General features: G+C 71.9%; 9 protein-coding genes. 6 read left to right on the top strand and 3 right to left on the bottom strand.

Going from position 1 to position 14200, the window contains the following annotated elements:
* Nucleotides 1-2041, bottom strand: a 2041-nt coding sequence (locus tag ND748_RS13200) for a nitrate- and nitrite sensing domain-containing protein (RefSeq protein WP_251746093.1), incomplete at its 3' end; no start/stop codon positions are given.
* Between the two features lie 358 nt (nt 2042-2399).
* On the opposite strand from ND748_RS13200, the gene ND748_RS13205 reads away from it, so the two are divergent.
* The 5 genes from ND748_RS13205 (at nt 2400) to ND748_RS13225 (ending at nt 8313) form a co-directional block, all read left to right on the top strand.
* A complete protein-coding gene (locus ND748_RS13205) occupies nt 2400-3740 on the top strand; it encodes an ABC transporter substrate-binding protein (RefSeq protein WP_251746094.1) in 1341 nt (446 codons plus the stop codon).
* Between the two features lie 170 nt (nt 3741-3910).
* Nucleotides 3911-4645: an ABC transporter ATP-binding protein gene (locus ND748_RS13210; protein ID WP_374215914.1), complete on the top strand. Its 735-nt coding sequence runs from the start codon at nt 3911-3913 to the stop codon at nt 4643-4645.
* Nucleotides 4646-4683: 38 nt separating this feature from the next.
* A complete protein-coding gene (locus ND748_RS13215; protein ID WP_374215915.1) occupies nt 4684-5517 on the top strand; it encodes an ABC transporter permease in 834 nt (277 codons plus the stop codon).
* A 118-nt stretch (nt 5518-5635) separates the two neighbouring features.
* Nucleotides 5636-6838, top strand: coding sequence for a hypothetical protein (locus ND748_RS13220; protein ID WP_251746097.1), 1203 nt, complete (start codon nt 5636-5638; stop codon nt 6836-6838).
* Nucleotides 6835-8313 carry an amidohydrolase family protein gene (locus tag ND748_RS13225; RefSeq protein ID WP_251746098.1) on the top strand — a complete coding sequence of 493 codons (1479 nt, stop codon included), beginning with the start codon at nt 6835-6837 and terminating at the stop codon, nt 8311-8313. The genes ND748_RS13220 and ND748_RS13225 overlap by 4 nt, the downstream gene beginning before the upstream one ends.
* Nucleotides 8314-8380: 67 nt before the next feature.
* Here ND748_RS13225 and ND748_RS13230 read toward each other — a convergent pair whose 3' ends face one another.
* Nucleotides 8381-9622: a hypothetical protein gene (locus ND748_RS13230; RefSeq protein WP_251746099.1), complete on the bottom strand. Its 1242-nt coding sequence runs from the start codon at nt 9620-9622 to the stop codon at nt 8381-8383.
* Between the two features lie 262 nt (nt 9623-9884).
* A complete protein-coding gene (locus tag ND748_RS13235; protein WP_251746100.1) occupies nt 9885-11897 on the bottom strand; it encodes an alkaline phosphatase D family protein in 2013 nt (670 codons plus the stop codon).
* Between the two features lie 969 nt (nt 11898-12866).
* Between ND748_RS13235 and ND748_RS13240 the strand changes: the two genes are divergently transcribed.
* Nucleotides 12867-14159, top strand: coding sequence for a bifunctional o-acetylhomoserine/o-acetylserine sulfhydrylase (locus ND748_RS13240; protein WP_251746101.1), 1293 nt, complete (start codon nt 12867-12869; stop codon nt 14157-14159).
* Nucleotides 14160-14200 lie beyond the last annotated feature (41 nt).

Raw genomic sequence — 14200 nt, forward strand, 5'->3', positions numbered from 1 at the left:
GGCGGGCACCGGCGGGGGCCGAGCCGGGCGCCACGAGCAGCGTCGCGGGCAGCCGCACGACCGCCCGCACCCCGCCGGCGTCCGAGCGGCTCAGCCGCACCTCGATGTCGTGGCGGTCGGCGAGGCGGGCGACGACAAACAGGCCGAGGCGCTGAGCGATGGAGAAGTCGAACAGCGGCGGGTCGGCGAGGCGCTGGTTGACCGCGACGAGCTCGCGCTCGGACATCCCGAGCCCGCCGTCGTCGATGGTGATGAGCACCCCGCCGTCGTCTAGGGCCGCCGCCAGGTCGACGGACAGGTACGGCGGCGAGAACTGCGCGGCGTTCTCCAGCAGTTCGGCCACCAGATGGACCACGTGGTTGACGGCGTCGGCGGCGATCCGCGCCTCCGGCACGTCGACGATCTGGATCCGCTCGTACTGCTCGATCTCGCCGAGGGCGGCCTGCAGCACGTCGCCGAGCGGCACCGGCCCGGCGCGCCGGCGCCCCGGCCCGGTGCCGGCGAGGACCAGCAGGTTCTCGCTGTTGCGGCGCATCCGGGTGGCGAGATGGTCGAGCTTGAACAGGTTCTCGAGCTGCAGCGGGTTCTCCTCGGCGGCCTCCAGCCGGTCGATGAGGGCGATCTGCCGCTCGATGAGGCTCTGGCTGCGCCGGGAGAGGCTGAGGAACAGGGTGTTGATGTTGCGGCGCAGGCCCGCCTGCTCCGCGGCGAGGCGCACCGCCTCCCGCTGCAGTTCGTCGAAGGTGCGCGCGACCTCGCCGATCTCGTCGCGGGAGTGGACTGCGATCGGCCGGATCGTCGTGTCGACCTGCTCCGGGTTCGCCGTCTGCAGCTCGGAGATCAGCCGCGGCAGGCGCACCTGGGCGACGTCGAGGGCGCCGTTGCGCAGGCGGCGCAGCGGGACGGTCATCGTCCGCGCGATCAGCAACGTCCAGACGATCGCGCCGATGGTGATCACGAGAATGAGCGCACCGATCAGGGCGGTGCGCCGCCAGGCGTCGGAGCGCAGGTGCCCGGCGCTGCGGGCGACGTTGTCGAGCAGCTCGGTCTCGACGGCGCGCAGCAGCTCGATGTGGGTCGTGCTGGCCGCGAACCACTGGTCGGGATCGATGTCGAGGTCGGTCAGCCGCTGGCGCTGGACGGCCCGTTCGGAGATGCGCTTGACCGTGAGCACCGCCTGACCGTTGACGATCTGGTCGAAGCGGGCGCGGTCCTCGGGGCGGGCGGCGGCGCGGAAGCCGTCCTGCGCCGCCTGCTCCTGGGCGATCAGCCCGGCCAGCCGGTCGGAGGCGCCGAAGGCGAAGCGCTGCGCGAGGCTCGTGGCGAACAACTCGCCGCGGATCTCGGAGTCGATCTCCTTCAGCGTCGACACGTCGTTGAGGACGGCCACGGCGTAACGCAGGTCCTCGTCGTCGCGGTCCTGCCCGATGCGATCGTCGAGGCCGAGCAGGTCGGTGATCGTCGTCGAGTACTGGTTGAAGATCGCTTCCACGGACAGGCCGCCGGTCTGCACGGACCGGCGCAGCGCGGGCAGCCCGGCGATGTCGCCCTCGACTCGGTCGGCCACCCGCCCGGCGCCGGCGCCGAGGCCGCCGGCGGAGGAGCGCAGGGTGCCACGGAACCGGCCCATGGCCGCGTCGACGGCCCGCTGCTGGCCGTCGAGCCGGCCGGTGAGCGAGGTCCGCGGGTCCGCGCCGCGGCCGCTGCTGATGAACCCGACCGCGAGGTCACGTTCCAGCTGGAGCTCGTGGACCGTCGCCGTGACGTTGCGGCCGAGCTTCGCCGCGGTCACGTCGCGGCCGTAGCTGGCGGCGTTGGACAGCCAGGTCGTGCCCGAGAGGATCGCCAGCGCCAGGAACGCCGCCGTGGGCACGGCCAGCGCGGCGAAGAGCTTCCCGCGCACGGGCAGGTTGTGCAGGCTCATCCGCCGGCGGCGCCGCGACCGGGCGCGCCGGCCACCGGCCCCGGGGCCCCGGCCCCCGTCGAGATCCCGGCTCCCGGCGGGGACTCTGCGGGAGGTCTGCGGCGGCTCCCCCGTCACGTCCCGCCCCTTTCTGCCTTGGTCACGCGCCCCGTACCTCTCCGCCTCTCGAACACCCGAATCCCGACCCTGGAACGCCGGGCGGCACCTGGTGAGCGCCGCCGCCACGCATGGCCTGCGCAAGGCCTGCGCAAGGCCCTGTACACCCGACCGCGCGGCGCCTTGGCGTCGCCGCGGTTGCGAACTGAAAGGCTATTTGCGGACCGGACGCGACTGCCAGCGGGGTCACTTGACGAACGGGCGCGCAATCGTCCGGGATGAGCCAACCCCGGTGCGACTGACCGGCGTCAAACCACTAGTGTCGTCGCGGTCTCAGTAGCTTTCACCCCTCACTCCAGCCGGACGCACGGGGAGCGTGATGATCCACGGTTTTCGAAGGGCGAGCGCGGCGGGGTTTGCGCTGCTCTGCATCGCCGTACTCGCGGGCTGCGGGGGTGGTGACAATCCCGAGCCGCCCGCGGTTTCCGGCGAGGTCAAGATCGGCCTTCTCGCCCCGTTGACGGGTGGGAACGCAGAAGCGGGCCGCGACGCCCAACGGGGAGCGGAACTCGCCAGCCGGCTCATCAACACCGGAGAAGGTTGGTCCGGATACTCGGCCGGGCAAATCTGGGGCCCCACCGGCCACACCCGGCTATCGATTGTGACGTTGGACACGAAGGGCGATCGGCAACGCGCGGCGGACGGTACCTCGACCCTGGTGAACGGCGACGGCGTGGCCGGCATCGTCGGTGCGTTCGGCGCCGAGGCCACCTTGGACGCCAGTCAGCGGGCCGAGCGGCTACAGACCCCGTTCGTCAGCGGTGACGCCGCGTTCACGGCACTCACCGAGCGCGGGCTGAGCTGGTTCTTCCGGGCCGGCCCGGACGCCGCGGACTATGCCAGCGCCTTCATTTCTCTGCTGCGCAACACCGAACAGCCAGGTCAGGCGCGTCGACGGGTGGCCGTGCTCCACAGCAACGACGCGACCGGCACCGATCTGAACTCCATCGTCGCCGAGTACGGCGAGGAGGCCGGTTACCAGATCGTGGCGAGCGTGCCCGACGAAGGCGACGACACCGATCCCGCCGCAGCGGTGGCGGCGATCCGGGCCGCCGCGCCCGACGTCGTCCTGCTGGCGGCGGCCGCCGGCGCGGGGGAAAGGCTCGGAAACGCGTTCCAGGCCAGCGGGTACACGCCGCCCGCCGTCGTCGTTTATGGCGCCCCCACGGAGGCCGCCCGGCTCGCCGCAATCCCCGGGTTCGCCGGCCGGGTGAGCAGGCAGGTCTCGTGGTCGCTGCCCATCACCCGCGCCAACCCGCTCGCCGCGGCGGTCACCGAACGTTATCAGCATGACTTCGGGGCGCCGATGACGGCGGACGCCGCGACCGCGTTCGCCGCGGTAACAATCTATGCCCGGGCAATCGAGGACGCCGGCAGCGCCACCCGGGAACGGATACGCTCCGCGCTTGTCGCGATCGATCTCCCGGGGGCCGCGACCATCATGCCGTGGAACGGCGTCCGTTTCGACGGAACCCACCAGAACACGCTTTCCGCAACGGCCGTCGAACAGGACACCGACGGCACCTTCGCCACCGTCTATCCGCGCGACCTGGCCACAACATCGGTCAATTGGCCGCTGCCGGGAAGCCCCGCCCCGGCCGCCCTCGCCGCGACCAGATCGAGAACACGGGCGGCCTTCACCGGGGTACGGAACGGTTAGGCCCACGGGTCATGCGCCACCATATTTGGACATACGGCAACGAATCGTCCACAGCCGGTTCCGCCAAGGAGGTTGCGGAGGTTGCGGGGGACACGGGCGCCAGAGAGACCGACGAGGCCAGAGCGGTCAACGAGGACGAAGCTGCGAGCGGACCAGCGGTCCCCCCGCCGGTGTTGGTGACGTTCACCGGCGTCGAGAAGCACTACCCGGACGGCACCCAGGCCCTCGCCCCGGTCGACCTGGCGGTCCGCGACGGCGAGTTCGTGAGCATCGTCGGCGCGTCCGGCTGCGGCAAGAGCACCCTGCTGCGGCTGGCCTCCGGCCTGACCGAGGCCACCGCCGGCACGGTGTCGCCGTCGACCGGCCGCATCAGCTACGTCTTCCAGGACCCGACCCTGCTGCCCTGGCGCAGCGTGCGGCGCAACGTGGAGACGCTGGCCGAGCTGACCGGCGTGCCCCGCGCCGAGTACCGACCGCGGGCCGCGGAGATCATCGATCTGGTGGGGCTCGGCGGGTTCGCGCGGCATCGGCCCCGCTCGCTGTCCGGCGGGATGCGGATGCGGGTATCGCTGGCCCGCTCGCTGGTGCTCTCCCCCGATCTGTTCCTGCTGGACGAGCCGTTCGGCGCCCTCGACGAGATCTCCCGGGAGCGCCTCGGCGGCGAGCTGCTGCGGCTGTTCGAGCTGCGCCGCTTCGGCGCCGCCCTGTTCGTCACCCACTCGGTCGCGGAGGCGGTGAGCCTGTCGACCCGGGTCCTGGTGATGTCGCCGCGCCCGGGTCGGGTGGTGGCCGAGTTCGCCGTCCCGTTCGGCTACCCGCGCCCGGCGGAGCTGCGCTTCCGGGAGGACTTCACCCGGTTGACCGCGGCGGTCTCGCGCCGCCTGCGCGACGGGGAGGCAACGTGAGCGCACCGGGGACGCCGGGCGCCGTCGGCGCGGACCGGCTGACGGCCCTGGTCCGCGCGGCGAGCCGGGCGCTGCGCACCGGGCGGCCGCGGACGACCTGGCGTGACCGTCTCGCCCCGGTCGCGCTGTTCGCGATCATCATCGGCGTCTGGTACTTCGTCAGCCTCGTGGCCCTCGACCGGGACCGCCGGTTCCTGCTACCGAGTCCCGACTCGGTCGTCCGCGTCGCCTTCCTCGACGGCCACAACCTCGCGCAACTCCTGCGGGCGCTGTGGTTGTCGACATCGGTGGCGCTCATCGGCCTCGGGGTGTCGATCGTGCTGGGCATGGCCGTGGCGATCGCGATGAGCCAGGCCCGGTGGATCGAGCGGTCGGTGTACCCGTACGCGGTGATCCTGCAGACCATCCCCACCCTGGCGATGGTGCCGCTGATCGGCTTCTGGTTCGGCTACGGCCTGCTCAGCCGGGTGGTCGTCTGCGTCCTCATCGCCCTGTTCCCGGTGATCAGCAGCACGCTGTTCGGCCTGCAGTCGGTCGACCAGGGCATGCTCGACCTGTTCCGGCTGCACCGGATCCCCCGCTGGCGTCGGCTGGTGTCGCTGCAGCTGCCGGCCGCGATGCCGGCGACGTTCGCCGGGTTCCAGGTCGCCGCCGGGCTGGCCGTCGTGGGGGCGGTCGTCGGCGACTTCTTCTTCAAGCAGGGCAGCCCCGGCATCGGCGTCCTGATCGACCTCTACCGCGCGCGACTGCTCTCCCAGCAGCTCTTCGGTGCGGTCATCCTCGCCTCGTTGCTGGGAGTCGTCGTGTTCACGTTCTTCGGCTGGCTGAGTCGACTGGTCACCGGTCGCTGGTACGGCGCCGAGACGCCCTGACGCCGCGGGCGGCCGCGCCCGTCGGATCCCGACGGCCGTCGCCGGCTCGCGGAGCTGTGTCACACCCCGGCCCCGCGGGGGGTTCACGAGCCCGGGGGTCTTCACGAGAAGGAGCAACATGGGACGTTTCCGACGAGGAGCCGCCGTCGCCTTCGGCACGGCGCTCGCCCTGACCCTGGCGGCCTGCAGCGGGGACTCCGGTGGCGGGTCCGACGCCGGGCCCACCGGCGCGGGGGCCGCGGGCGCGGCGCCGGTGGCCGCGTCCGGCGGTGCGCACGATCTGCGTGGCGCCTGCCCCGCCACCGTCGTGGTGCAGACCGACTGGTTCGCCGAATCCGAGTACGGCTTCCTGTACAACCTGCTCGGCCCGGACGCGAAGGTCGACACCCGCAAGAAGAGAATCACCGGCTCCCTCGTCTCCGGCGGCAAGGACACCGGGGTGAACATCGAGGTCCGGTTCGGCGGCCCGGCCATCGGCTATCAGCAGGTCAGCGCCCAGATGTACGTGGACAAGTCGATCAACCTGGGGATCGTCTCCACGGACGAGGCCATCCAGAACTCGGCCTCCCAGCCGACCAGGGCCGTGTTCGCGCCGTTCGAGGTGGCCCCCATGATGATCATGTGGGACAAGGCCGAGCATCCGAACTTCACAACGCTGGTGGACATCGGCCAGACCGACACCAAGGTCCTCTACTACGAGACCGACGCCTACATGCAGTACCTGCTCGGCGCCGGCATCCTGCGCCGGGGCCAGGTCGACGGCAGCTACGACGGCTCGCCGTCGCGCTGGGTCGCCGAGGACGGCAAGGTCGCCGAGGCCGGCTTCGCCACCTCGGAGCCCTACATCTACAAGAACGAACTCGGTGACGGGCACAGCTACGACGTCAACCTCCAGCTCGTCAACGACACCGGCTACCCGGTGTACGGCCAGGCGCTGTCGGTCCGTACCGGCGACGAGGCGAAGCTCGCCCCGTGCCTGACGAAGCTGGTACCGATCGTGCAGCGCTCGCAGGTCGACTTCCTGGCGCATCCGCAGACGGCGAACGGGCTCATCATCAGGGCGGTCAAGGCGGACGCCGCGTCGGTGTGGAACTACTCCCCGGGGCTCGCCGCGTACGCCGTGCAGACGATGAAGAACCGGGCGCTGGTCTCCAACGGGTCGAACACGACGATCGGCGACATGGAGCAGAGCCGCGTCAACCGGATGATCCAGATCCTGACTCCGATCTACGCCGGCCAGAAGAAGCCGGTGCGCAGCGGCCTCACCCCCGCCAACCTGTTCACCAACCAGTACATCGACACGAGCATTGGACTGAAGTGACCGATCCCGCCGCCGTCGCCGCACCCGCTCCCGGCGTCAACGGCACCGCCACCGCCGGCACCGCCGCCACCGCCACCGCCACCACGACCGCCGGCTCCGCCACCGCCGGAAGCTTCGTGCTGCGGGCCCGGCACGTGCTGACCATGGGCGCGGCCGGGCACGTGCGCGACGGTGCGGTCGCCGTGGTCGACGGGCGCATCGCCGCCGTCGACGGGTACGCCGCGATCGCGGCGCGCTTCGCGGCCCTGCCGGTCCTCGGCGACGGCGGCGGGATCATCACCCCCGGCTTCGTGAGCTGCCACGGGCACTTCTCGGAGGGCCTGGTCACCGGCATCGGCGAGACCCACACGCTGTGGGAGTGGTTCGTCCACGTGGTCGAGCCGATCGAGGCGCACCTGACCCGCGACATGGCCTACGTGGGCACCCTGCTGAAGGCGACCGAGCTGACCCTCTCGGGGGTGACGACGGTCGGCGACATGTTCTGCTCCGCGCCGGGCCGCTCGCCGGTCACTCCCGGGATCGTCGACGCGCTCGACGTCGTCGGGGTGCGCGGGGACGTCTCGTTCGGCCCGGCGGACGTCCCGCACGACCGCCCGATCGACGCGATCATCGCCGAACATCACGCCCTGGCCCAGGCCGCGGCGGCCTCGCGGCGCTCCCGGTTCCGGGTGGGCCTGGCCACCATCCCGGCCAGCAGCGACGCGCTGCTCGCGGCCACCCGAACGCTGCTGACCGAGACGAACCGGCTGCACGTCCACCTGCACGAGGTGCGGGAGGAGGTGACGGCGTCGCGCACGAGCCGCGGGGCCAGCTCCATCGAGGTCGCCGCCCGGGCCGGCCTGCTCGACGCGCAGACGGTCGCCGCGCACTGCGTCTGGCTCGCCGACGACGACGTGGCGTTGCTGCGCCGGCACGCGGTCGCCGTGGCGCACTGCCCGGTGTCGAACATGATCCTGGCCAGCGGGGTGTGTCAGGTGCCGCGGCTGCTGCGGGAGTCGGTGCCCGTCGGCCTCGGCGTGGACGGCGCCGCCAGCAACGACAGCCAGAACATGCTGGAGACCGTCAAGGCCGCGGCGCTGCTGCAGAAGGTGCACCACCAGCAGGCCGACGTCCTGACCGCGCCGGCGGTGCTGCGGATGGCCACCCTCGGCGGCGCCCGCGCGCTCGGCCTTGACGACACCGTCGGCAGCCTGGACGTGGGCAAGGCCGCCGACCTGGTGCTGTTCGCCGAGGCGAGCCCGTCGATGGCGTTCGTGCACGACCCCTACCAGGCCGTCGTCTACTGCGCGGGGACCCGCGACATCGCCGGGGTCTGGGTCGACGGCGAACGGATCGTCGCCGACGCGCGGATCCTCACCGCCGACATCGGGGCGGTCCTGCCCTGGGCCCGCGAACTCGCCGTCGAACTCGCCACCCGCGCCGGCCTCGCCTCCGAGCTCGCCATCACCCAGCCGCCCCTGGCCGGGCGGGACTGACCGGCCCGCCCCGGCCTCCCGCCCTGGCAGCGGCACTGCCCCGCGCCGCGGGCCTGGGCGGGGCGGTTCATGTCATGCTGGTGCTGCGCTGTGTCCTCGTCGGCCTGCGGTCCGGGGCCTTCGCGGCCAGATCATCCTTCGTGGCCGCCGTCGCCGGCACCACGGCCACAACGTCGGTGCCGTGCAGGTTCCGGTCGACCCACATCAGCTCGAGGGAAAGCCTCTCCAACTCCTCGAGGTCGCCACGGCCCCCCGGTCGCTGCCGGAGTTCCATCGCGTAACCCTTCATTCTCGGCTGCCCCGCCTGCGCTGGCGGTCCCACCGGCTCCGATTTCTCCACCACCGTCATATCGCCGAAGGTGGCCTTGGGGTCGTCCTTCGGGTTGGGCGAGCACAAAGCGCTGTCCAACAGCAGCTTGACATGCGGTGGCATCAGCAGGGCGTCCTTCGGATGCTTGTTTCCCCAACTGCGGGGCGCCGCCTCCCTGGGCGGATTCCTGGGCTTCAGATTGGCGGGGTTGTACGCCTTCTGCATCCCCTCGATGATCGACGCATGGTTGGCCTGCAGCCAGGCCCACTCGGCCAGCGTGAGATCCTCCCGGATCACCCACCACGGCACCCGACTCAGGGCCTGGGTAAGGTTCTTCATCAGCCGCTCCTCGCCCTCCCGGCCACCGTCGTAGCGGGCCGCCACCTGCATGTACAGCAGGGCGATGTAGCCGGACAGCTTCGCCGCGTCGACGTCCGGCCGCCGGGTCGGGCCGGTCAGCCTCGTGGTGGCTTCGGCGCCCACCTGCACGGCCTGCAGCGAGCGTTCCCGGGAGGTCTCGTTCGTCGTGTGCAGTACCAGTACCTCGTTGACGAGCCGGGGGAACACCTCCAGGGCGATGCCCAACGTGTAATGGATCGCGCTGCGGAGCTTCTGATCGAGCGGGCGCACGAAGGGGTTGACCACCGCGTCGGCGGCCGCGTTCCGCCAGGACTCGTCGACGACCAGATCGAGCTGGTCACAGAGCTGGGCGAAGGAGGTCGAGGGCCCGGCCTGGGCGAACGTCTCGATGGCCGTGCGCACGACCGAGTAGCGCGCCCTGAATGCGGCGCTCGCCTCGTCCCTGGTGCCGGCGTGGTCGTCAAAATGCGCCGTCACGAATTCCAGAATAGAGGTTGGCAGGCTCTCGTCTGCCTTGTTTTCCGGGCCGCTGTGACGGTCGATGTCAAGCTTGTAGATGCCGTCCTTGTGCCGGGCGATCGTCGGCCAGCGCTCATCGCCCAGGTCCATCCTGATGGGGATCCGGGTCTCGATCTCCATACCGAACACGTCTTCCTCCGTGGCCCTTGGCATCCTTTGTCGGACTATTAGACCACGAGCGAAAAGTCGCGTTACCCGGTTCGGAATCGCGGATCACCAACCCGGAACAACCACTCCGGGCTGCTACCAGCAAAGCCCGCCGGTAGCAGCCCGTGCCTATCATCATCGATCCGGGTAGCGAGCTTTGTGCCGACAGAACCCTGCCCTCACCGGACATGTCCGGCCTGGACACGAACTCCGTCGCAGTCCCGAAGTCAACGGATCAGGGCCTGGGGGTGAGGTCGGTGACGAGGACGGGGGTCAGGCCGCCGGGAGTGCCGTCCGGTTCGGTCTTCGACAGGGTCAGGCGGGCGGTGCGGCCGGCGAGCTCCAGCATCGCTAGCTGACTGTCGAACCAGGGCCCGTCGGTGACCCGCCAGCGGATCGCCCGGCGTGGCACGCCGGCGAGGCGCGCGAGCGCCCCCGAGACCGCGGCGGCCGGAGCCCGACGGGACAGGGCGTCGACCCGCCGGACCCAGGGGCCGAGCGGGTTGCGAAACGGCGAGCACACGGCCTGCCACACCGGCACGCCCTGGTTGCCCTGGTTGCCCGGGCCGACAGGGCCGACAGCGCCGACCGGGCCAACCCTCGACAGGTCCGCGCGGGCGAGGTAGGCATGGTGCACATCCCCGGACAGCACCACGACGCTGGCCGGGGCGGGACCGCGTTCCCCGGCGCTGACGGCGCGCAGCAGGTCGGTCATCGCGTCGAAGGACGCCCCGAACGCCGCCCAGTGCTCCAGGTCCAGGGCCTGCCGGAGCCGTTCGGCCGCGGCGGCGGCGCGTCGGCCCCAGCGGCCCGCCGCGACCTGCTCGTTGGCCGCCTCGACGTTGTGGATCAGCGGGCTGAGCAGGTACGGGACCGACGTGCCGAGCAGCAGGTGGTCCACCTCGCCGGTGTGGTCGGTCTGGTCCCGCACCCACGCCCATTCGGCGGCGTCGACCATGGCGCGCGTCCCGTCCGCCGCGACGACCCGCGCCGCCCGCGAGTCGATCACGACCAGCCGGGTCCGACCCAGGTCCCAGCGAAAGCTCCACCGCACCGCCCGGTCCGCCGGCTCGGCGTCGGTCCGGTCGGCGCCGACATCGCCCCGACGGGCGAAGGCGCGCAGCAGGTCCGCCGCGGACGGTCCGGCGCCACCGGTACCAACGCCGGGGCCACCGCTGTCGCCGGGATCGCTGGGGCCGGGCGTGCCGGCGGCGGCGACGGCACGGTGAACCGGGTCCCGGTCACGCTCCTGCGGGCTCAGGTTGCCCAGGTGCTGGTACAGCCAGTAGGCCATGATCCCGCCGGTGATCCGCGCGTCCCACCAGGGCTCGGTGCGGATCTGGGCGCGCCAGGCCGCGGAGATGTTCCAGTCGTCGCGCACGTCGTGGTCATCGAAAATCATGGCGGTGGGGACCGTGGACAGCAGCCAGCGGATCTCCGGCTGCGACCAGGCCTCCTGGTAGAGCCAGGTGTACTCCTCGAAGTCGGCGATCTCCTCGCCGGGGCCCGCGGTGACGTCGCGACGCGCCCGGATCCGCTCGGCGGTCCGCGGGGAGACGTGGTCGGCGTAGACCTGATCGCCGAGCAGAAGCAGGGCGCCGGGCCAGGTCGACGGATCGCGGCCGGGCAGGTCCAGCGCGAGCGCGTGCAGCGCGTCCGTGCCGAGCCCCTGCTTGTCGTCGTCGGCGTTCAGGGTGTACGGACGCTCCTGGGGCGCGGTCACCCGGCATGAGCCGAAGACCATCCGCACCGGCTGGTCCTCGCCCACGGGCCGCAGCAGACTCGGCGGCGCGCCGGGCTCGGGCCAGACCCGCACGGGCGACGACGACGGAGACGACAGAGACGGCGACGGAGACGGCGATGTCTCCGCAGCCCCGGTCAGCCACACCTCGTACGCGACCGGTTCCCCGGGGACGAGGCCGCCGGCGACGACGAGGGCGTAGTGATGGCCGGCCACCTCGAAGGTCCGCGCCCGCCCCGCGATCCGCCCGGACCCGAACGCACCCCCACCCCCGGCCGTCCCGCCACCGACAGCCGCGCCGCCACCGAGGGGAACGCCGTCACCGAGGGATGCGCCGTCACCGAGGGATGCGCCGCCACCGGGTGATGCGCCGTCGGGTGCACTGTGATCGACGGTCGGCGGCAGGACGGCGACCACCGCCTCACACGCGAGGTCGGTTTCGACCCAGACGGTGACGCGAGAGCCGTCCGGATGGCGCTGGATGGGGCCGAGGACGAGACGAGTCATACCTCTACTGTCACCCGTCCTGGTCGCCGTCCGTCGGCCCGTGCTGGACAGCGTGACGCGGTTCCGCGGAACGTCAAGATCATCGGGGTCGGAGTGGGAGCCCGGGGGCTGGACGCGGGGGAGGTGGGTGCGGTTCCGCGGAACCGCGTGATCGTCGGATGTCGGGCCGGGGCCGGGGTCGGGGTCGGGGTCGGTGCCGGGGCTTGGACGCGTGGCGCGGTCGCGTGCTCGCCACCGGAGAGCTGACCGCCGAGCACGACTCGGTAATATTTCAGCGGTTTGACCGGCGGGCGGGGCGGGCGCAGACAACGGCCTGAGGCGCTGCTAGCGTCGGAACCGTGAGTACACAGGCCGGACATCCGGGGCGGCGCCACCGCGCCAACCGATGTTCACGGGGATGCCCGGGCACCGGCGTCCCGGCCGTTCTCCGGCCCCGCGTCGCCACTCGCGCCGAGCCCGCCGGTCGCTGACCGGCCGTCCCGGCCGCCCGGCATCCCACTCGTCGACGACCGGCGGCTCGCACCCTGACCCCGGCCAAAGGTCACCGACCGCCCGCGCCACGGCCGTCATGCCGACATCCGATCGGTACACCCGCTGTCCGACTGGCACGCGCGGCTCCGGCCCGCACGGTCGGACCAGCCCGCACGGTCGACCGGCCCGCACAGCCACACCGGCCCGCACAGCCACACCGGCCCGCACAGCGACATCGGCCCGCACAGCCACACCGGCCTGGCACGGCCCACAGCCACATCCGCCTGGCACGGCCCGCACCTGGCACGGACCCGGCACCATCGGGCCGGCCTGGGCGCGGCCGGCACAGCGACACCGGCACGGTCGCGGCACGACGACATCCGGGCCGGCACGGCCGCGGCACGTCCTTGCGGGTGGCCGGCGGCGCCGGCATCATGCCGTCGGCGCCCGGGAACCATGCAGCAGCGAAAAGCCACACCTACCCGGGGAGAGTCACGTATGAGCGCCGAGAGCTGGTCGTTCGAGACACAGCAGATCCACGCGGGCGCGCAGCCCGACCCGACGACCGGCGCCAGGGCGGTGCCGATCTACCAGACGACGAGCTATGTCTTCCGCGACACCGACCACGCCGCCGCCCTGTTCGCACTCGGCGAGCCCGGCAACATCTACACGCGGATCATGAATCCGACGCAGGACGTGTTCGAGCAGCGCATCAACACCCTGGAGGGCGGCATCGGGGCGCTGGCGACCGCGTCCGGGCAGGCCGCCGAGACGCTGGCGATCCTCAACCTCGCCGAGGTCGGCGACCACCTGGTGTCGTCGTCCAGCCTGTACGGCGGGACGTACAACCTGTTCCACTACACGCTGCCGAAGCTCGGCATCGAGGTCACCTTCGTCGCGGACCCGGACGACCTGGAGGAATGGCGCGACGCCGTCCGCCCGAACACGAAGGCGTTCTACGGCGAGACGATCGGCAACCCGCGCGGCGACGTCCTCGACACCGCCGGCGTGTCCGAGGTCGCCCACGCCCACGGTGTGCCGCTCGTCGTCGACAACACCCTGGCCACGCCGTATCTGTACCGGCCGTTCGAGCACGGGGCGGACATCGTCGTGCACTCGGCGACGAAGTTCATCGGCGGGCACGGCACCGCCATCGGCGGTGTCATCGTCGACGGCGGACGATTCGACTTCGGCGCCTCCGGCCGGTTCGCGAACTTCACCACGCCCGACCCCAGCTACCACGGGCTGGTCTACTGGGACGCGCTCGGCCACGGCTCCTACATCGCCAAGGCCCGGGTGCAACTGCTGCGCGACATCGGCGCCTCGATCTCCCCGTTCACCTCGTTTCTGCTGTTGCAGGGCCTGGAGACGCTGTCGCTGCGGGTCGAGCGGCACACCGCGAACGCCCAGCGGGTGGCCGAGTGGCTCGAGGCCCGCGACGAGGTGAGCTGGGTGACGTACCCGGGGCTGGCGTCGTCGAAGTGGTATGACCGGGCGCAGCGAGTGCTGCCCCGCGGCGCGGGGGCGATCCTGTCGTTCGGCATCGCCGGCGGGGCCGGCGCCGGACGGAAGTTCGTCGAGGGGGTCGAGCTGTTCAGCCACCTGGCGAACGTCGGAGACGCCCGCTCGCTGATCATTCACCCGGCGACGACGACGCACTCCCAGCTCACCGAGGCCGAGCAGGCCGCCACCGGCGTCACCCCCGACCTGATCCGGCTGTCCGTCGGCATCGAGGGGATCGATGACATCCTCGCCGACCTCGACGCCGGGTTCCGTGCCGCCAAGGGCTGAGCCGGGCGGCGCCGGTCCGGACCTGCCGACCGGACCGGCGC

The sequence above is a fragment of the Frankia sp. AiPs1 genome (assembly GCF_023716945.1).
Classification (GTDB): Bacteria; Actinomycetota; Actinomycetes; order Frankiales; family Frankiaceae; genus Frankia.

What these genes read in the sequence shown, in the direction of transcription:
- ND748_RS13205 (WP_251746094.1), top strand. Translation starts at nt 2,400, where the DNA reads ATGATCCACGGTTTTCGAAGGGCGAGCGCGGCGGGGTTTGCGCTGCTC.
- ND748_RS13220 (WP_251746097.1), top strand. Translation starts at nt 5,636, where the DNA reads ATGGGACGTTTCCGACGAGGAGCCGCCGTCGCCTTCGGCACGGCGCTC.
- ND748_RS13230 (WP_251746099.1), bottom strand. Translation starts at nt 9,622, where the DNA reads ATGGAGATCGAGACCCGGATCCCCATCAGGATGGACCTGGGCGATGAG.
- ND748_RS13235 (WP_251746100.1), bottom strand. Translation starts at nt 11,897, where the DNA reads ATGACTCGTCTCGTCCTCGGCCCCATCCAGCGCCATCCGGACGGCTCT.
- ND748_RS13240 (WP_251746101.1), top strand. Translation starts at nt 12,867, where the DNA reads ATGAGCGCCGAGAGCTGGTCGTTCGAGACACAGCAGATCCACGCGGGC.